The organism is Bacillus cereus group sp. RP32, from assembly GCF_040459735.1.
GTDB classification, from domain to species: Bacteria; Bacillota; Bacilli; order Bacillales; family Bacillaceae_G; genus Bacillus_A; species Bacillus_A wiedmannii.
This window is the reverse complement of the sequence record NZ_JARVHO010000001.1, coordinates 3,752,329-3,771,547: the sequence shown is the minus strand read 5'-3', so window position 1 is coordinate 3,771,547 and position 19,219 is coordinate 3,752,329. Positions and strand designations below refer to the sequence as shown.

Below are 19,219 nucleotides of genomic sequence, written 5' to 3'. Positions count from 1 at the left end.
TCTATTACATCCCCGAAAGAACTAACAAAAATAACCCAAATAAAAAACTAATAAAGGAAAGAAAACCAATACATATTGAGAACACACGATTGTTTCTCCATTCGCACCAGAAAACGATAAACCCTAAAATACAAAGGAAAAACCAAATGGGCAGGAATATGAACTCGCTAACTTTCTCGGGAAGTAAACCATAAAAAGTTGTTAAATATAAGATCCAATTTGTAAAAAATAAAATGCAAACGATAATAGATTGTAAGTGGGGGCGTTTGAAAAACTCTCCTTTTTTTACGGTTGTAAAAATGATAGTTAGCGCTAATATAAATGCAATGAATATGAAAAAAAGTAAGAGTAATGTAAGTGTCATTTAGATCTCCTTTATAAGATTGTTTTTTACAAGAAATGAATCTATTACATTGTATGCCTGCTTTGTAGAGTGCTCGTTATATTTTTCGGAGTACGGATTTAGAAATCCATGTTCACCGTGTAGTTGTTGTATTTCTAGTAAAGGATTGTTTTGTTGTTGCAATGTTTGGATTAAAGAGGATATTGAAAAACTAACTTCTTTTTCAGGGAAAATAAGTAAGGTAGCACATGTTGGTTTCATACGAATATAGTCACGTATACGGGAACCGTAACATCCGATAATAAAATCTATTTTCGGATTGTTACTGCATAGCCATGAGATGGTAGCACCAACACTAAAGCCAATCAGTCCAATATGTGTGTAACTATTAGAAAGACAAGTAATGAATTCTTCAATTTGCTTCTTTCCATCCTCAAATCCAATATGATTCATAAAAAAATGATATGCTTTTTCTTCATCACTATAATGAAATGCATGTTGCGATTGTAGAAGATTAGGACAGAATACATCTATATGAGATGAAGTGAAGTGGTGGATAACGTGATGCATATGGTCGTTCACACCATATATTTCATGAACAGCAACGAGAGCTAATTTTTTCTTCATCGTTACAATGTACCTCTATGAAACTTAAATTCTTTCTCAACAAGGCAGATACGTAGATGGAAGTTTTCATACCATTGCTCACGACCTCTTTTTTTCGCTTCTTTATGTAAGGCGTTCTGTTTCCAATTGTCAATTGCCGCAAGTGATTCCCAATAAGAAATTGTGATTCCGAGTCCCGAATGATTTCGTGCACTTTCTACACCTAAAAATCCAGGTTGCTGCTTTGCAAGTTCCTCCATTTTGTCGGCAACGGTACTATAATCTGTCGTATCATTTGATAAATGAGAAGTGAATATAACTGCATAATAATGATTGTTTTTTTCTAAAGCAGATTTCATTATCTTTCCCCCTTAATATATAGTGCGAATAATTCATTTATAGTTTGTATTTTAGCAGGTTAAAAAAAGAAAAGAAGTAGAAGATTCTTATTTTTTCAGTTGTTGTAAAACAAGGGGGTATAGAGAATTTATATGAAAGTAAGAAAAATGCCACTTCAAAATCGAAGCGGCATTTTTTATATTTCCTCTAAGCTATTAACGGGGACCGTTAATTCGCGGTCTGGATTTTTAACTTCATATATGCGGGCGGTTTCGTTGCTTTCATCGACGTGTTGAATTGTAACAGGCATGCCTTGAAAACTGACATTTGCTTGTTCAGATGAAACAGAAAGCTCTTTTGCACGTTGAATATTCATTTATATTCCTCCCATCATTATTATCTTTGCTAAAAAAGAGGAATAATATACCATTTCGAGACATTCTTAAAGTTTTTGTATTATTTGTAATGTTTCTTTAATAAATGAAGAGAAAATAGAATCCGGATACGATTGTATCATTTCATTTGCTTTTGTTGCTTCTTCAAGAGCTCTTTTTTTATCACTCAGTTTAACGTAACAAAGTGCACGATATGCACCTGCTGTTGTAAGCCACGATTGATCCAATGGATGGTTCATATAATCCGGTATAATGCCACGTTGTAATGCTTCCAAAGCTTCTTCGTAACGTTTTAATCCGTATAAAGATTTTCCTTTTTCAAGATAATACAATCCGTCGTCTTGAAAAATGGGCTGATCTTTTAGTTTTTCTCGATATTGTTCTAGATGTTTTAATGCGATTGTATATTCATTAGTAATGGTGTTGTAGTAATAGGCTTTTAAAATATTAGTCATCGCAATGGATAGAGTATCTTCTGTAAAAATGGCAAATTGCTCAGATTTCTTTATGTAATATAAATAACGCTCTTTATCAACTGTAATGACTTTTTGATAAGATAAAATCCGGTAAAATACATCTGTTTTATAATACACTTGATGTTTTTTTGAAAATGTGAGTGTCTCTAATATCGTTTCTTCACATTTTTCATAATCGCCACATGCCAGTAATATGATGGCTTCATATAAACATAAATCAATATGTATAATAAGATCCATTTCTAAATGTTTCTCTTCATAATCATTTCTAATATTAGATATAAGTTGTAAACATTCTGCATACTTTTTACGTGTGAATATCGCAAAAGATAATTTTAATTTTGTTTCCGTACTGTCTCGGTATAACTTATATTTTTCGAAAATAAAAACAGCTTTTTCTACGTAAGATTCAATGTTGTAATCTTTCATAATCACCGCAGCAGTTACGAATTGTTTGTATATACGAGCCGTATTTAAAGTAGAAGGGAGCTCTTTTTGAACGATAGGTAGTAAAGTCTCGTACACTTCATCACATTTGTTTTTCTTTATGAGTTGCTCCATTTTTGTAATGAGTTCCACAATTTCTCCATCATCATCTTCTAATAAAAAACTCGCTTCACATTCAAGCTTTTCAGCGATGTATTGTAATGTTTTCATGGAAGGGGTAGCTTTTCCATTTTCAATTTGACTAAGCATACTTTTTGTAAGTTCCGAACCTGCCAGTTCTGTTTGTGTAAGTTTTTTTTCTTTACGTAACGCTTTAATTTTTTCACCGAGAGTTGCCATATTATTGCTCCTTTATCATTAAAAAGTTAAATTGTATTTAACTTTTTGTTGTAAAAATTGGAAAGTTGATTATATAATAAGTTTAACACAATTTAACTTTTAAGGGGAGAAAGTCATTATGGGAGATATAAGTATAGGAGAAAATGATTCAAGAATGAAAGTTGCAACGAGAAATATTATTTTGATGATGATTGGAAAGATGACGTCTTTATTAGGGGCAGGTATTTATACATTCGCAATGGGGTTATACGTATTAAAGACAACTGGTTCAGGGATGGGGTTTGCTATTACGCTCGTTTGCGGATCACTACCAAGGATGATTTGTGGTCCGATTGCAGGTGCTGTAGCTGATCGTGTGAATCGAAAATGGCTTGTCATTGGCACTGATTTATTAAGTAGTTTAACGATGCTTATTATGTTTATTCTTGCTACTATATTTGGACCATCACTTCTTTTTATCTATATTTCAGCGGCATTATTATCAATTTGTGCAAGTTTTTATTCTGTTGCATTAACTTCGTCTATTCCTAATTTAGTAGATGCGGGGCGTATTCAAAAAGCGAGTGCTTTAAATCAAACGGCAGCTTCTTTATCAAATATTTTAGGGCCGATTATTGGTGGAGTTGTATTTGGTTTCTTTTCCATTAAGTCGTTCTTTTTGTTAAATAGTATTACGTTCTTTTTAGCAGTTATTTTGCAATTATTTATTGTATTTGATTTATACAAAAAAGAAGTGGCTGAGAGTAAAGAGCGTTTCTTGACGAGTATAAAAGAAGGATTTTCATATGTAAAACGACAGCATGAAATATATGGTTTAATGAAAATAGCATTGTGGGTAAACTTTTTTGCGTGTGGGCTAACCGTAGCACTTCCATATATTATCGTCCATACATTGCATCTATCTTCAAAGCAACTCGGTACTGTAGAGGGAATGTTAGCAGTCGGGATGCTAATGGGTGCGATTGCTTTATCGGTGCGTAAAGAAGTGAATAATCCGTTTCGTTCTATTTATACTGGGCTGTTTTTGTTTGCGGGTTTAAGTTTATGTACAGTCTTCCCATTGGTAGTTACCATTTCAAAAGGGGCAAGTTTTATTTACTATATTGCTTTTATGATGTTAACGGGTATAGCAATTATGATTGTAAATATTCCGATGCAAGTACATATGCAAAAAACGACAGATCCGAGCTACTTAGGGCGTGTGTTTGGCCTACTTGAAACAATTGCTACTGCAATCGCACCACTCGGTATGATTGTATATGGATTATTATTAGATATGTTGCCAACTAGCATTGTTATGATGACGATAGGCGGGGGGTTATTGTTAGTTGTATTAGTTGGAGTAAAGCAACATATGGCAAAAAAACAAGTAGATGTGTCGGCTTAAAAATAAGAAAATAATAAAAAATTGACTTATCATTATAAAAATGACCAAATTAGTATTTTAGTTTTTGAAACTCTTTTTCATGTATGTTACAGTATAGTGAGCAGGCAAAGAAAAGGGGAAAACATCATGAAAAAATTAAGTTTTGTTATGCTTTTTCTATTAGTCGTAATGGCTGGATGTAGTAATTATGACACGTATATTGATACAGGTATGCAATCATTGAAAGATGAAAAATATAGTGATGCAACGATGTGGTTTGAAAAAGCGGAAAAAGAGAAAACAGGAAATGAAGCGAAGGCATATAAAGAAGTCGCTCAGTTATTGGAGCGCGGAGCTACATCATTAAAAGATGGTAAGTATTTAGAGACGAAAGATATTGCAAATGAGGTATTACAAAAGAAAAAAGACGATGTACTTGAAAAAGCTGTGACATCAAATGCAGAGGATATGCTTCAAAAAGCAAAAGATGTGGAAAAGAAAGTAAATGAAAGAGTGGCAAAGCGGAGAAAAGTAGAAGAAGAAGGAATCGATAAACTCATTAAAGCGGTCGATAGTATAGATGACGTGAAAGAAAAAGAGAAGAAAGTTTCAGAAGCATTAGATAAGGCTGAAGAGGCGCAGGCAAAAGTTGAAGCGAAGAAAAATAAATAGAGTTATAGTTTGAAAGGCTGTCGTGCATAACGACAGCCTTTTAATTTTTTGCGGCATAAGAAGTGATGCTATGAAGTAAAAAAGAAATAATTTTAGAATTCCATCTGTCTTCATGGTGAATCGTATAAATGTTGCGTGGAAAATCAAATCCAGGGATGGGTATATAGCATAGTTCATTTCGTTGTACTTCTTGTTCAATAGCGAGTTTAGAAATAAAGGCAACTCCATTACCATACTTTAAAATTTGTTTCATCGTTTCTAATGAATCTAATTCAATTTCCGATTGGAACGTAATGTTATGTTCTAACATCCATTTTGTAAGTAAATCTCTCGTTGTAGATGGATTACGATGCAATAATATACGTTCCTTTTCAATATCTTGTAATGATACATTTTCTTTTTCTGAAAAATGATGTTCTTTGGAGAAAGCAAGAACAAGTGTATCAGGCAATACAGTCGTCTGTTTTAAAAGGGATTCATCAAACGGTGCTGCAGAAATTACACCGAGATCAATTTCATGATTTTGAAGCATCGTCCGAATTTCAGGAGCTGTTTTTACCATAAGTGTTATTTTTATATTTGGAAATTCGCATTGAAATTGATGAATCATTTCTGGTAAAAGATAAGTCGCTGGTACATAACTAGCACCAATTGTTATAGCACCTTTATGAAAATCTTTAAATTCTTGCGTGACCCGTCTAGCTTCTTTCATCAGTGCATCTATTTTACAAGCATAATGATGAAGTGCCTCACCAGCCTCCGTTAAGAAATATCTTCCAGAACGTAATTCAAATAAAGGTACACCAAGCTCCTCTTCTAAGCTTTTTATATGGAATGTAATAGTAGGTTGTTTCACACCAAGTTTTTCTGCAACAATCGTAAGTTTTTTATATTTCTTAATGAGCACTACAATTTCTAATTTTAAGAGATTCACGGCAAGTTACCCCTTTTTCTTCTAACTATAGAAAAAATCTATAGAAATAAATAGTTTATTAGAAGTTTTTTAATTTAATCTTTACAGTACATTAACATTCAGTATAAATCTTCCATATAGAATGAAAGCAGGTTAAGAGTAAGGGGAGAGAGGTGATACGATGGATATTAAAATTCATGGATTAGAAAAGAACTTTGGAAAAACACAGGCGTTGAAACCATTACAAATTGTTATGAAACAAGGCGAATTCACCACACTTTTAGGACCTTCGGGATGCGGGAAAACGACTTTACTTAGAATGATTGCAGGACTTGAAGAGCCAGATAAAGGTGAAATATATTTTGGGGATAAGTGCATGTATTCTGGTGCAAAAAAAATAAAAACATCTCCTCATGAACGTAATATCGGTATGGTATTTCAAGATTTTGCTTTATGGCCGCATATGACAGTGTTTGAAAATGTTGCATTTGGTTTAAGAGCTACAAAGCAAACGAATCAATTGCGGGAAAAAGTAGAAGATGCAATAAAGAGAGTTCGCTTGCAAGGGATGGAGAAAAGATACCCGCATGAACTCTCTGGTGGACAGCAGCAACGTGTCGCATTTGCTCGAGCAATTGTAACAAAACCGCATTTTATTTTGTTTGATGAACCGCTGAGTGCACTCGATGCAATTTTGCGAGAAGAAATGCGATTAGAGCTTATGGACATCGTTCATTCAATTGGTTTAACGGCATTGTATGTCACGCACGATCAAACAGAAGCGATGTCAATGTCAGACCAAATTATTGTCATGAAACAAGGAGAAGTATTACAAAAAGGAACACCAGAAGACATTTATGTGAAACCATCTCATGAATTTGTTGCAAAATTTGTTGGTAAGGCAAATTGGCTTGTAGAGGGTAAACAAATGATTCGTCCAGAGCATGTGAGCTGGACGAAAAATGAAGTTTGCGAAATGTATACAGGTGAAATTCAGCACGTTACATATGTAGGAGAACGGTATGAAATGAAAGTAAACATGGGTGCACTTGGAATATGGACAGTTTATCACAATAGTAAATTAAGCATCGGTAAACCAGTATCGTTATATGTGCCAAAAAAATGTATTCATCATATAGGGGGAGAATCGTATGAAGAGATTCAGTTCGCTTAAGTCTTTATTTGTATGTACGTTATTATTTTCTGCTGTAGTAACAGGGTGTAGTTCAAAGACAGGTAATGCAGATGCAAAAAGTAAAAATACGAATGAAAAGAAAATTGTTGTATATAGTGCAGGACCAAAAGGATTAGCAGAAAAGATTCAAAAGGACTTTGAAAAGAAAACAGGTATAAAAGTAGAAATGTTTCAAGGAACAACAGGTAAGATTTTAGCGAGAATGGAAGCTGAAAAGAAAAATCCAGTCATTGATGTAGTCGTACTTGCATCATTACCAGCGATGGAAGGATTAAAAAAGGATGGGCAAACGTTAGCTTATAAAGAAGCGAAACAAGCTGATAAGCTTCGTTCTGAATGGTCGGACGATAAAGGAAATTATTTCGGATATAGTGCTTCAGCGTTAGGAATTGTGTATAACACAAAAAATGTGAAGACAGCGCCGGAAGATTGGAGTGATATAACGAAAGCGGAATGGAAAGGAAAAGTGAATCTTCCAGATCCAGCACTTTCAGGTTCAGCTTTAGACTTTGTAACAGGATATGTGAAAAAGAATGGAAAAGATGGTTGGAATTTATTTGAACAGCTTAAGAAAAATGAAGTTACAGTAGCAGGGGCAAATCAAGAAGCGTTAGATCCAGTAGTAACAGGTGCGAAAGACATGGTCATTGCTGGTGTTGATTATATGACGTACAGTGCAAAAGCAAAGGGTGAACCGGTTGATATTGTGTATCCAAAAAGCGGAACAGTTATTAGTCCACGTGCAGCAGGGATTATGAAGGATAGTAAAAATGTAGAAGGTGCAAAAGAGTTTATTGATTATTTATTATCAGATGATGTGCAAAAACAAGTTGCTAAAGCGTATTTATTACCAGGCAGAACAGATATAAAAGCAGAAAATAGACCGAATGTAGAAGAGATTCCGGTATTAAATATTGATTGGAAAACAGTTGAGAAAGAACAAGATGAAATAGGAAAACAATTTAAGAAAGTATTTCAATAAGATGGTGATTACATGGTAAATCGATTCGTATCAGTAAGACAAGTTGGAATGACGGTAGCGTTATTACTTGTGGCGATGTTAATCGTCATTCCGCTTTTCCTCATTTTATTTTCTAGCGTATATGAAAATAGTAGTTGGAATTTTTTAAAGCCTTTTGAAGTGATGCAGAGTGGTGGATTAGCTGGTATTTTTCTAAACTCGATGCTTCTAGGTGTACTCGTAGTAATAGGAGCAACCGTATTTGCATTTCCATTGGCGTTCATTATGAGCAAAACAGATGTTGGAAAGTATAGTAAATTGGATATTATTTTTATGATTCCATTTATGACTCCGCCGTATATTGGATCGATGGGCTGGATTTTGTTCATGCAACCGAACGGCTATTTCGAACAGTTTTTCCCGATGCTAAAGACGATTTCATCTTCGTTTTTTAGTTTAGGAGGTATGGTTTTAATTATGAGTCTGCATTTATTCCCATTTCTTTACTTTATGTTGAAAAACACGTTACTTCAAATTGGAAGTAGTAAAGAAGAGGCTGCAGCGGTTCATGGTGGAAACTTTTTCTATCGTTTACGAAAAATAATATTGCCGCTATTAGTATCAAGTTATGTAATGGGTGCTTTACTCATTTTCGTAAAGACGATTGCTGAATTTGGAACACCGGCTACATTCGGACGAAGAATAGGATTTCATGTGTTAACATCAGAGATTCATAAATTTATTTCGAGTTGGCCGATTGATTTTAGTAGTGCAACAGCATTATCTTCTTTATTACTTAGTGCGTGCATGCTCATTTGGTATATGCAAAATGTATTGAATCGAAAGTATTCATATGCAATGGTTAGTGGAAAAGGTGTGAAGTCTAAAAGATATACTTTGTCTATATTTACACGTATTGTAGCATGGGGCTATGTAATTGGTTTATTAATCGTATCAATTGGAATCCCGTATTTCTCTATACTGATTGCTTCTTTGTCAAAATTAAGAGGCGGAGGCTTACAGTTAAACAACTTTACAACGAGCCATTATGAAGCATTATTTACAATTGGATCCCCAGGATTAGAAGCTTTATGGAACAGTTTTCTCTTTTCACTTATAACAGCGATTATTGCTGCTACTATTGGAGTGTTTTTGGCGCTTATGATTCGAAAGGGGAAAAACTCTTCTGAAAAATGGCTTGATATGTGCGGTATGTTACCGAATATGGTACCAGGAATCGTGATGGTTGTAGGGCTTATTTTATTTTGGAATTCACCCTATATGCCCCTGTCAATTTATAATACACCAGTCATGGTTATCATAACGTACGTCGTTCTTTTTTTACCTTATACAGTGCAGTATGTAAAAGCATCGCTCGGGCAAATTGATGATTCTCTTGTGCAGGCAGGAAGTATTTTTTCTGGAAATTATATTTATACTTTTAGAAAAATAATATTACCCCTTATTATCCCGGGCATTCTTGCTGGATGGGCGATGACATTTACAATCTCGATAAGAGAGCTAGTAGCATCACTTCTCGTACTACCTCCATCAGTAGAAACGTCAGCAACATTTATTTTTGCTCAATTTGAACAAGGAAAAGTATCTATTGGAATGGCGATGGCTGTCGTTTCAGTTGGACTTACAACAATATGTTTATTACTTCTGCAACATATGGAGCAAAAACGAAAAGGGGTAGCATGATGAGGATAGAGGTATGGGGAGGAGCGGGGGAATATGGTCGTTCCTGCTACTTTGTAAAAAATAAAGAGACGAAAATAGTATTTGATTGTGGCATTAATCGATCATATGAGGATAGTTATCCAAAAATAGAGAGGGAAGTTGTACCGTTTTTAGATGCAGTATTTTTATCACATATTCATGAAGATCATACGATGGGCGTACCTTTATTAGCGAAGTATGGATATAAGAAAAAAATTTGGACGACTCGTTATACGAAGGAGCAACTTCCTGCTTATTACGAAAAATGGAGAAACTACAATTTGGCGCAAGGATGGCATGTACCTTATACCGACCAAAATGTTAAAGATTTAAATTATGTATATATTGATGAGATTAGCAATCCGAATGAATGGATACAGATTACCCCTACATTGCGTTTTCAATGGGGGTATAGTGGGCATGTATTAGGGGGTGTTTGGTTTTTAGTGGATATGAGTCAAACATATGTATTTTATTCTGGCGATTACTCAGCAGAGTCTAACATACTACGAGCTAATTTACCTGAGAAGTTGCACGGCGATATAAAAGTCGCAATCGTAGATGCCGCTTATCATACTGATGATGTTTCGCAACATGAACGAGTAAACGAATTGTGCGCAGAAATTGAAAGAGTTGTTCAAAAGAAAGGGATAGCGTTACTACCATTGCCATCGCTTGGTAGGGCACAAGACATCGTATTGTATTTATATGAAAAATATAAAGAACTTCCCATTGTAGTAGATCAAGAAATTTTGGATGGATTCCAACAGATGTTCGTATATAAAGATTGGATCAAAAACAATGAAAAACTTGAAGGGCTTATGGAGAGTTTAAAAAGAAATATAATAGTTATGGATCATGACAGCCGTACGCAAAATAGTTATGGAATAGTTGTAATGAGTGATGCGAATATGCAAACGAAGCGAGCGCAGTTATATTATGAACAACTCCGGCATGAAGAACGAAATTCCATTATCTTTACTGGACATATTGCGAAAGGGAGTTTTGCAGAAAAAGTTTTGAAAGAACGTGTAGATAAGGAATGTAGGGTGAAGCGAGTTCCTTATAAAGTTCATCAAAGTATAAGTGACGTTAAGGCAATGTTAAATACACTATTACCAGAACATACGGTTTTAGTACACGCTTTGAAAGAGGATACGGATCGATTACAGAAAAAGCTTAGCACGGCAGGGTATGAAAATGTACATTCACTTACTATGGAACGTATAGAAGTCATTTGAAATGTAAAGGGGATAGGTATATGAAAAAAGTATTTGTATTCGTAAGCATTTTCTTTTGTTGTTTCCTTTATAACGTTAAGGAAGGGTTTGCTGCCAGTCCAATGACACCTAGTTTTGAAGTGAAGTTATTATTAAAACCAGAACAAGTATTAGGTTATAACAAAGAGATAAATCAAGAGGTACTAGAATATTTCCAGGCTGGTACAAATTATGAAAGAATACAAGTGCAATTTTTAGATACGGCAAATAAAAATTTAAGTAATGAAGGTTGGTTTGCGAGAATTCGAAAGAAAGAATTTAGTAAAGATTTTGAGCTAACATATAAAAAAAGATATCCCATTCAAAATGGTGTAATTCAAGATACACTAGAAGTGGCTAAAAAGGATGGATTTGATAGTAAAACTGATAACTATGAGGCAGAAATAGATTGGGGATTTGAGAAGAAAACGTTAAGTATTTCAAATAAGAAAAGTTACAGTGCTAAAGGGTATGGCGTACTTGATTTACCAAACGAACGAGCTGCTCAAAACATGTTAATAGAAAAGTTGCCAGGGAAAATGAACAAATGGTTGTATACGAATTGGGGAGAAGAAATGCTCAAAAATTCTCGTATTTATGGCCCTGTATTAATGAAAAGGTATACAGCTGAATTTGAAAATATTAAAACGAATATTGAAGTTTGGCCACTAAGTAATACAGGGAAAATAGAAGATGATTTCGTAATAGAAGTATCGTTTAAAACAAAAGAGGAAAGTATTGCAACAAAACAAAGAGAATTATTAATGGAGAGTTTAGAACAAAAAGGATGGTTGTTACCGAAAGATAGTTTGAAGACAGAGCTTATTTTTCAGTGAATAGTAAAAAGGAATCCATATGTCATGGATTCCTTTTTCTAATATATGAGTATTAAGCTAAATCAGCTGACACGAACATATCATTATTTTGAAGGTTTTTAGAGCGTAAACTATAAGCAACTACTTTCTTTTTATGTTGCTTTACAACATCAACATGCTCTTCATGACTATAAATGTAAAAGATAAAATCTTTTTTACCACGTTTTGCATTGATAATTAAAGGCGTGCCCTCATTGTGAGGTGGTGCATAATAGCGATCTAAAAATAAACCTTCGTTAAAACCATGAATAATTTTGGATTTTTGTTCGCCTTCTAAGTTATTTCCATTGATTGTAACAGTCGAATTCTCTTCTTCAAGTTGTGGATGTGTTTCGTACTTGCTAATAATGGATTCAATAACAGAGTTGGGAAGGCTAGAAACGATAATTTTAAATGCCCCAAATACAACTAACATAACAATAAACCAAGTCGTCATAGTATATCATCCCCTTTTTCCTATTAAATAATATAACTCATATGGTAATAGTACATATGGTGAAGTTTTGTATAATTTGTGAAAAATATGCCATTTTTACGAATGAAATATTAGAAAAATCAATTTTGTTACAAAAAGTTGAAATCGAAGTATTTTAAGAGAAAAAGGTTTATAATAAAAATATAACTAATAACCACATTACTAATTATAAGGAAGTGTAACTATGAGTACTGTAACAATCGTGTATGGTATTATTCTTTCCACAATTATCATTTTATTTTTCGTTGGGGTTTCACGTTATATTCATAAATGGAAAGAAGGCGTTGCGAAATTAAATCACATTGAAGAAGAACTTAGTGATTTAATGTTACATCATGGTAAGTAAAAAGTTTATTTTTAGCTAAATAATGTGAAGAATATCACAAAACATGCTCTCCTTATGAAGGCATGTTTTTTTGTTATATCAATGCTTAGGCACATTCATACATTTTTTCCATACGATACAGTGTGAAAGTCGAAATGTTCGGAGTGGAAAAGAGGGATAAAATGAGTAGTTCAGGTTATGTTCCAGATAACAAAAATTTAAAGAAAAGCTCAGGAACTCCAAACCTTTTCTTTGATTCGAGAAAAAATGTCTTTTTTAAAAGAGATGAGAAAAACGTTGCATATGAAGTTACGTCAACGCAGTTACCAGCGATGATAGGAGGGGCGTTTGTTGATTTGTTTATGACGAAAGGGCATATGAGGGAACCACATTGGCATCCGAATGCGTGGGAATTAGATGTTGTTGTATCAGGAGAAGCAGTTACATCCATTTTAAATCCGGAAACGAATCAATTGCAAAATTATCATGTGAAAGCGGGGCAAACTGTCTTTATTCCAATGGGATGGTGGCATTGGATTACAGCGATAACAGAAGAAGTACAATTACATTTGTTCTTCAATAACGATCAGTTTGAAACAGCAGAAGGATCAGACATACTTAGATTAACTCCGCCAGAAGTATTTCAAGCTGCATACGGTGTAAGTGCAGAAAAATTAGGAAAGGACCTTTCGCCAATTAAGGAGTCAGTTGTAATTGGTCCCCCTAACTCAAATCGATTAAATAGCGTTCAAGAAAGTGACGACTCAAATATAATCGTTACGTTAAATGGACAAATAACATCATGTGAAATAGAGTAATTCTTTCTATTTTAGGAAGAGTTGCTCTGTTTTGTTTAATTTTGTAATTCAATTCGTTATAATTATTAAATAGAAGGGAATTTCTAGAGGGGGCATATTGTGAACATATTAAAGATTATAGGAATTGTTGCAGGAATTATTATAGTAGCCGCTATAGCTTTCTTTTTTATTATGAAGTACTATTTGTCAAAAGAAGATCCTGATTACGTATTACAGTACATAAAAGAGCATAAAGGTGATAAAACATGTTCATTACTAATTAGAAAAAATGGGGAAGTAGTAACATCTATAAATGAAGATGTAAAATTGCCATTAGCGAGTATGGCCAAAATTGTAATAGCAGTTGAATTTGCTAAGCAAGTGTCAGAAGGGAAAATAAGTCGTGATGAACAAATTTCATTGCAGGAGCTAGATAAATATTACGTTAAAAACACTGACGGTGGAGCGCACCCTGACTGGTTAGAAGATGCCAAAGCGAGAGAATTAGTGAAAAATGGACAAATCGCTTTAGAAGAAGTCTCTAAAGGGATGATTCATTATAGCTCTAATGCAAATACAACATATTTGTTAGATAAGCTTGGAATAGAAAGGGTAAATGAAAGTATAAAAGAATTAGAGCTTACTAGTCATGACAAATTCTCTTCGTATACTGCTTCACTATATATGAGAGGGTATGTAGAAAAAGAGCTTCATGAGCCAAAAAATCAATCATTAGAAATGATACGTAACATGTCAAAGGATGAGTATAATAAACATGTGTTACAAATTCATGAATGGATGAAAGATGAAGAAGAATGGAAAAAACGGGATATTCCATTAAAGGTAGATATGGAATTTCAGCGAATTTGGTCAGATCGATTAGTGAGTGCAAACGCTAAAGATTATATGAGTATAATGGGAAAAATAAATAGTAGAAATTATTTTCCAAAATCAATGCAAGAAGAAATCGAGAACATTTTCAAAGGAACAGTTAAAAATAGTAAGTTCGAATATGCTGGTCAAAAAGGTGGTTCTACCGCATTCGTATTGACAAAAAGCTTGTATACTACAGATAAGAAAGGGAATAAAGTAGAAGTTGTCATTATGTTTAACGATATAGAAGATCAAGTTGCATATCAAAAGCTGAGAAATAATGTAGATTATTTTATTCGAGACATTATAACAAGTGAGGAATTCAAAAATAAATTATAATAGAATAATTTTATTATGTAAACAAGGTGCTATTAAAGGTAGGTGTTGAGATGAGGTTGAATGAGTATATGCTTGAAACGTTTCCAAATTTAGAACTTAGACCACCTCTATTTTATAATGGGGATATTGGTATTCGCTTTAGATTAGGTGTGAACTATGATTGCAATAACATTTATGAAAACTGCTCATATTTAGAAGGCGTTTATAATAGAGCGATTACTTTATTTCAGTCTTTACATGCAACAGAAGGTGATATTTATATCGTAGTGGATGTAAATGACTATGCAGACGGTGAAATTTTCAAATACAAATTGAATATCTTTTCTAAGTATGTAAAAGAGAAGTCCGATTTGTTTAAGTTACAGAAAAATACAATCCCTTATATTTTTCCAGAAGACGATGAAGACGGGGTATATAAAACTCATAGATATACTTTGAAATGTAAAGTTTCAGACTTGAAATACATTCCTATGCTAAAAGCAATTTGTAATCAAGATATGGGAATAAAACCGCGTATTTTTCATAGGGTGTATTTCATAAATATTAACAAGAATACTATATTTCACGTTTATGATGATAGGGGTTGTGATGTATTAGCTACCTCTCTTAATACAATTAGAGATATTTATCATACATATAATGATTGGATATTAGAATACGACAGAAATAAAATTGATAAAGTATTTAATTGAATGTAGTCTATTTTAAATGAGGGAAATACCATAGAGGTGTTTCCCTTTTATTAATATGAAAATCAACATTCAAATTTGACAGCACTTATTATAAAGGTAAAGGGATTTGATGGTAATGTATTGAATTTGGATAGAAACAGAAAAGGGGGATGAATGAATGACGACAATATATTTTGTTCGCCATGCCAACTCTACATATACAAAAGAAGAACGGGAAAGGCCTTTATCTGAAAAAGGTTTGTTAGATACGCAGCATGTAACACGCTTATTAAAAGATAAACATATTGATGTTGTGATTTCTAGTCCGTACAAAAGGGCAATGCAAACTGTGCAAGGAATTGCGAATACATATAATTTATCAATACAACTGGAAGAAGATTTACGGGAAAGGCTATTAAGTAAAGAACCAGTACAGGATTTTAATGATGCTCTTCAGAAGGTATGGGAAGACTGGACTTTTGCATACGAAGGCGGAGAATCAAATGATGTAGCGCAAAGACGTGCTGTAATATGTATGCAAAGTATATTAAAAAAATATAAAGGTAAGAATATTGTAATAGGTACTCATGGGAATATTATGGTATTACTAATGAATTATTTTGATTCGAAATATGATTTTCAGTTTTGGAAAACCCTTCATATGCCTGACGTGTATAAATTAACTTTTGATAATAATTGTTTCAGTTCTGCTGAAAGAATACAGTCTACAGATTATCAGATAAATAATTTGTAAAAGTTTATCAAAAAAAGAGGAAAGGGAGAAGTTATTGTAGAAGTATGACTTTGTAACATAAAAAATATGTGTTAAAGGAGGCTGTTTACATGTTTGAGAAAGAGAAAGAAGGGCTTATTGAAGTTCAGAACGTATTTGAAATTGTACCAGCAGATGGAGCAATTATTGGTATGGCAACGGAAGAAGAAATGGAAATTGCTGCTGAACTAGAGCTGCAGTACTATGCCCATTCTCGTTTGCTAGAAGCAAATATTCAGTTAGACGGTTCCTCCTACAAAGAGTTACTTCAGGAGTTCCAGGAGTACGAAAGAAAATCAATGAGCTTTTGGCGAGCAATACATAAGCGTTTAGCTGTGCCATGGGCATGGGTATTACGTATTGACGTTGCGAATGGCCCTATATATGTAAGTAATGGGAATTCGTATTATGAAGAAATCGATGATGAAGAAGATTATGAATAGATAAGTAAGGAAGCAGCGTTAGTTGCTTCCTTTTTTTATTTATACAGATTGAACAGCTTCAATAATAATATCTGGTCGAGTATTTTCAATTCCGTGACCAGCATGTTCGGCAAGTATATATTGGCTATTTATTGAGAGGTGTAATTGTTCATGAATCAGTTCTTGCCACATTGATTCAAGTTGTGTCGCTTCCTCTTTTGGCATGCCACCCTCAGTCAACTGAGTAATAGAATATTGAGGGTCTCTACCGATAACGATTAACGGTACTTTTAATGTTTTATATAGCTCTTTTATTGAGCGAGCACAATTTTTCCACTCACATAGTTCGGAAGCTGTCGCTTTATATAATAGAGGGGAGGTAGAAAATTCAATGTACTGTCTTGATTGATCAACGAGTATAGGTTTTAGTTCATTATTAAGCATATCTATATCCATTTTGGAGTATGTATTATATTTTTGAAGCCACATATCATCCGAATCCGTTTGATCAGAAATTGGTAAATGCAGTTCATCTAATCGGTGTAAGTTCATAGAAGTAGAATCAACTAAAATAAGTGCTTGCAGCTTATCTTCATGTAACATCGCAAAATGTTGTGCACATAAGCCTCCATAGGAATGACCGATTAAAATGATAGGCTCGTGAATAGCAAGTTCATGTAGTAACATATGAAGTTCGTTTGTCGTTTGTCTTGTAGTACGCGAATAATTTCCTAGTTCACTTTTTCCGTAACCTGGGCGATGGTATGAAATGACTGTAAAATGTTGTGAAAGTTTTTCTATAATAGGGAGCCAATCATAAAATGAGCAACCCATTCCGGTCTGAATAACTACCGTTTGTTTACTACTTCCTTTTGTATATACTTCTATAGTTTGCTCCAATACCTCTACAAATTTATAAATAATAAACCCTCCTAACTAAGCTTGAAATAATTTTTGAGAAGCAAAAACGATACACCAAACACCTATACCAAACAGGACAGATGTACTAAGTGAAAATGAGTTTTTTAGACCAATATAGACGATAAATAGTAGTAGTGCGGATGCAGGAAATCCATATAATACGCCTATAGCAAATTGACTTAATTCTTGTTTGTTCCCGCCTTCTAAAGAAATCCAAAATAGGCTCAGTAAACTAACGAGAGGAAGGGCAGCAATAAAGCCACCTATCGTACTATAATGTTTAGCGACTTCAGTAATAACGCCAATAATAAGTGCAGAAACGATTACTTTAACGAGGAAATGCATATTTTGCCTCCTTCGCTAATAACGAAAAGGCTTTTTCAATTAATTGTTGTTCTTCTTTTGATAACTGTGATTCTAATATTTTTATCTTTTCTTTATCTAGTAAAGTATGCTTTTCTAATATTTCAATGCCTTCTTTCGTTAAAGTAAGGTTTACGACCCTTTCATCTTGTTTGTTTCTTTCTTTCATGATAAATCCTTTTTGAATAAGGCGCTTTACGTGTTCTGATGCTGTGTTATGAGAGAGACTAAGCTCAGTAGCGACTTTTCCAATTGTTATATCTTTCTCACGAGAAATGAGTTGTAAAATACGAATGGCTTGGTGAGAAAGGTTGTCCTCATACTCATATCGTAAGTGATAATAAATGCTCTCCCAATGTTGATTGATGTCTTTCATAATGATAAATCCCCCTATTTTTATATCGTATAATAAGATATATTCGTGAACATAGAAATAAAATCCTTTTATTTGGATAAAAAATGTTGAAAAAGTTTATTTTTATTGAAATATAAGGTAATCTATGTGTAAAGGTATACATTTAGCAAGAGAGAGGATGATAGCTGTGAATACATTCAAATGGATGAGTCATGAACAGATGTATGTAGATGAAATACATGTTGAAAAATGTGGTCCTCTTTCAGTCGGCGTATATGGGGGAAATCAAGAGAGTGATGCATATGAACGAGGAGATGCGGTACTTGCTTGGTGGGATCCTGAATTACAATTTGAATTTGTTATGATTTTTGATACACACCACAAAACAAAAAATATTGATTATATAATAGAAGCAATTTCAGCAAGAAAAGAGAAACTAAAAGAGTTATTTTCTTACCCGATACATTTAGCTTTTCATCATACGCATATGTACTTATTAGCGTTATTTACAGATGAATTGTTTATTGAAAAATGTGATCAAGATGATGAGGAACTTGCATGCTTAATTTGTTTGCGAAAAGGCGAATTTTTATATTGGCTATCAGTTGGTGATTGCTTCGCATATTTATTCCATTCTGAAAAAACGAAGAATGGTAAAGGGCGGTTAAATAAACGGAAGAATTACGAATATATTGGTAGGAAAAATATTTTTGCTGCAAATACACCTTGCTTTACATCAGGTGTCAGAGGATTAGAAAAAGGAATGAATCACATTGTAATGGCAACGGACGGTATTTTAGAGTGTGATAAACGAAAATTTGATGATGATCAATCTTTAGTAGAAATATTGCACGACGGAAATAGCTTGCAGATTGAGCCGGTATTAACAAATGTACTGCATTGGAAAGGTAGAGATTGTGCCACAATTATTGGATGGTCCATTGACACTGAAAATAAACGATGCGCTAATTAATATAAAAGGAGTTCAAGGTTTTTAT

General features: G+C 33.7%; 25 protein-coding genes. 15 read left to right on the top strand and 10 right to left on the bottom strand.

The window, feature by feature from the left end; translation table 11 throughout:
• Positions 1-4: 4 nt before the first annotated feature.
• From QCI46_RS19290 to QCI46_RS19270, 5 genes are all read right to left on the bottom strand, one after another.
• Positions 5-364, bottom strand: coding sequence for a hypothetical protein (locus tag QCI46_RS19290; RefSeq protein WP_353841189.1), 360 nt, complete (start codon positions 362-364; stop codon positions 5-7).
• Positions 365-970: a dienelactone hydrolase family protein gene (locus QCI46_RS19285; protein ID WP_353841188.1), complete on the bottom strand. Its 606-nt coding sequence runs from the start codon at positions 968-970 to the stop codon at positions 365-367.
• A 2-nt stretch (positions 971-972) separates the two neighbouring features.
• Positions 973-1,308: an antibiotic biosynthesis monooxygenase family protein gene (locus tag QCI46_RS19280; protein WP_088610064.1), complete on the bottom strand. Its 336-nt coding sequence runs from the start codon at positions 1,306-1,308 to the stop codon at positions 973-975.
• A 176-nt stretch (positions 1,309-1,484) separates the two neighbouring features.
• Positions 1,485-1,664: an H-type small acid-soluble spore protein gene (locus QCI46_RS19275; protein WP_087983182.1), complete on the bottom strand. Its 180-nt coding sequence runs from the start codon at positions 1,662-1,664 to the stop codon at positions 1,485-1,487.
• A gap of 66 nt (positions 1,665-1,730) precedes the next feature.
• Positions 1,731-2,945, bottom strand: a complete 1,215-nt coding sequence (locus tag QCI46_RS19270) for a helix-turn-helix domain-containing protein (RefSeq protein ID WP_353841187.1) — start codon at positions 2,943-2,945, stop codon at positions 1,731-1,733.
• A gap of 118 nt (positions 2,946-3,063) precedes the next feature.
• On the opposite strand from QCI46_RS19270, the gene QCI46_RS19265 reads away from it, so the two are divergent.
• Both QCI46_RS19265 and QCI46_RS19260 read left to right on the top strand, forming a co-directional pair.
• Positions 3,064-4,332 (top strand): MFS transporter, encoded by a 1,269-nt coding sequence (locus tag QCI46_RS19265; RefSeq protein ID WP_264463003.1) that lies wholly within the window; start codon positions 3,064-3,066, stop codon positions 4,330-4,332.
• 126 nt (positions 4,333-4,458) lie between these two features.
• Positions 4,459-4,983 carry a COG3014 family protein gene (locus QCI46_RS19260; protein ID WP_353841186.1) on the top strand — a complete coding sequence of 175 codons (525 nt, stop codon included), beginning with the start codon at positions 4,459-4,461 and terminating at the stop codon, positions 4,981-4,983.
• Between the two features lie 40 nt (positions 4,984-5,023).
• On the opposite strand, the gene QCI46_RS19255 is transcribed toward QCI46_RS19260, so the two are convergent.
• Entirely contained in the window at positions 5,024-5,917 is an 894-nt protein-coding gene (locus QCI46_RS19255; protein WP_353841185.1) for a LysR substrate-binding domain-containing protein, read from the bottom strand.
• A gap of 160 nt (positions 5,918-6,077) precedes the next feature.
• On the opposite strand from QCI46_RS19255, the gene QCI46_RS19250 reads away from it, so the two are divergent.
• The 5 genes from QCI46_RS19250 to QCI46_RS19230 are packed head-to-tail and all read left to right on the top strand — an operon-like array spanning position 6,078 to position 11,869.
• Positions 6,078-7,070 (top strand): ABC transporter ATP-binding protein, encoded by a 993-nt coding sequence (locus QCI46_RS19250; protein WP_088062929.1) that lies wholly within the window; start codon positions 6,078-6,080, stop codon positions 7,068-7,070.
• A complete protein-coding gene (locus QCI46_RS19245) occupies positions 7,048-8,073 on the top strand; it encodes an ABC transporter substrate-binding protein (RefSeq protein WP_353841184.1) in 1,026 nt (341 codons plus the stop codon). The genes QCI46_RS19250 and QCI46_RS19245 overlap by 23 nt, the downstream gene beginning before the upstream one ends.
• A 12-nt stretch (positions 8,074-8,085) precedes the next feature.
• Complete coding sequence (locus QCI46_RS19240; protein WP_353841183.1) at positions 8,086-9,756, top strand: ABC transporter permease; 1,671 nt, start codon at positions 8,086-8,088, stop codon at positions 9,754-9,756.
• On the top strand, positions 9,753-11,015 hold the full coding sequence (locus QCI46_RS19235) for an MBL fold metallo-hydrolase (protein ID WP_353841182.1): 1,263 nt from the start codon (positions 9,753-9,755) through the stop codon (positions 11,013-11,015). Before QCI46_RS19240 ends, QCI46_RS19235 begins: the two co-directional genes overlap by 4 nt.
• 20 nt (positions 11,016-11,035) lie before the next feature.
• Positions 11,036-11,869 carry a hypothetical protein gene (locus QCI46_RS19230; protein WP_353841181.1) on the top strand — a complete coding sequence of 278 codons (834 nt, stop codon included), beginning with the start codon at positions 11,036-11,038 and terminating at the stop codon, positions 11,867-11,869.
• Between the two features lie 52 nt (positions 11,870-11,921).
• On the opposite strand, the gene QCI46_RS19225 is transcribed toward QCI46_RS19230, so the two are convergent.
• Positions 11,922-12,344, bottom strand: coding sequence for a YfmQ family protein (locus QCI46_RS19225; protein WP_353841180.1), 423 nt, complete (start codon positions 12,342-12,344; stop codon positions 11,922-11,924).
• Positions 12,345-12,385: 41 nt separating this feature from the next.
• On the opposite strand from QCI46_RS19225, the gene QCI46_RS19220 reads away from it, so the two are divergent.
• The 7 genes from QCI46_RS19220 (at position 12,386) to QCI46_RS19190 (ending at position 16,603) form a co-directional block, all read left to right on the top strand.
• Complete coding sequence (locus QCI46_RS19220) at positions 12,386-12,502, top strand: hypothetical protein (protein WP_002011946.1); 117 nt, start codon at positions 12,386-12,388, stop codon at positions 12,500-12,502.
• Between the two features lie 65 nt (positions 12,503-12,567).
• Positions 12,568-12,729, top strand: coding sequence for a hypothetical protein (locus tag QCI46_RS19215; RefSeq protein ID WP_000109005.1), 162 nt, complete (start codon positions 12,568-12,570; stop codon positions 12,727-12,729).
• A gap of 161 nt (positions 12,730-12,890) precedes the next feature.
• The gene (locus QCI46_RS19210) at positions 12,891-13,526 is read left to right on the top strand and encodes a cupin domain-containing protein (protein ID WP_353841179.1); all 636 of its coding nucleotides are present in this window, start codon (positions 12,891-12,893) and stop codon (positions 13,524-13,526) included.
• Positions 13,527-13,625: 99 nt separating this feature from the next.
• Positions 13,626-14,717: a serine hydrolase gene (locus tag QCI46_RS19205; protein ID WP_353841178.1), complete on the top strand. Its 1,092-nt coding sequence runs from the start codon at positions 13,626-13,628 to the stop codon at positions 14,715-14,717.
• A 50-nt stretch (positions 14,718-14,767) separates the two neighbouring features.
• Positions 14,768-15,409 (top strand): DUF3885 domain-containing protein, encoded by a 642-nt coding sequence (locus QCI46_RS19200; protein WP_353841177.1) that lies wholly within the window; start codon positions 14,768-14,770, stop codon positions 15,407-15,409.
• A 157-nt stretch (positions 15,410-15,566) separates the two neighbouring features.
• Complete coding sequence (locus QCI46_RS19195) at positions 15,567-16,142, top strand: histidine phosphatase family protein (protein WP_353841176.1); 576 nt, start codon at positions 15,567-15,569, stop codon at positions 16,140-16,142.
• An 89-nt stretch (positions 16,143-16,231) separates the two neighbouring features.
• On the top strand, positions 16,232-16,603 hold the full coding sequence (locus tag QCI46_RS19190; protein WP_046959012.1) for a hypothetical protein: 372 nt from the start codon (positions 16,232-16,234) through the stop codon (positions 16,601-16,603).
• Between the two features lie 39 nt (positions 16,604-16,642).
• On the opposite strand, the gene QCI46_RS19185 is transcribed toward QCI46_RS19190, so the two are convergent.
• The 3 genes from QCI46_RS19185 to QCI46_RS19175 are packed head-to-tail and all read right to left on the bottom strand — an operon-like array spanning position 16,643 to position 18,242.
• Entirely contained in the window at positions 16,643-17,482 is an 840-nt protein-coding gene (locus tag QCI46_RS19185; RefSeq protein WP_353841175.1) for an alpha/beta fold hydrolase, read from the bottom strand.
• Positions 17,483-17,518: 36 nt separating this feature from the next.
• The gene (locus QCI46_RS19180; RefSeq protein WP_353841174.1) at positions 17,519-17,848 is read right to left on the bottom strand and encodes a DUF3147 family protein; all 330 of its coding nucleotides are present in this window, start codon (positions 17,846-17,848) and stop codon (positions 17,519-17,521) included.
• A complete protein-coding gene (locus tag QCI46_RS19175) occupies positions 17,832-18,242 on the bottom strand; it encodes a MarR family winged helix-turn-helix transcriptional regulator (RefSeq protein ID WP_088062937.1) in 411 nt (136 codons plus the stop codon). The genes QCI46_RS19180 and QCI46_RS19175 overlap by 17 nt, the downstream gene beginning before the upstream one ends.
• A gap of 124 nt (positions 18,243-18,366) precedes the next feature.
• Between QCI46_RS19175 and QCI46_RS19170 the strand changes: the two genes are divergently transcribed.
• Positions 18,367-19,194, top strand: a complete 828-nt coding sequence (locus QCI46_RS19170; RefSeq protein ID WP_327959856.1) for a PP2C family serine/threonine-protein phosphatase — start codon at positions 18,367-18,369, stop codon at positions 19,192-19,194.
• The last annotated feature ends 25 nt before the right edge of the window (positions 19,195-19,219 follow it).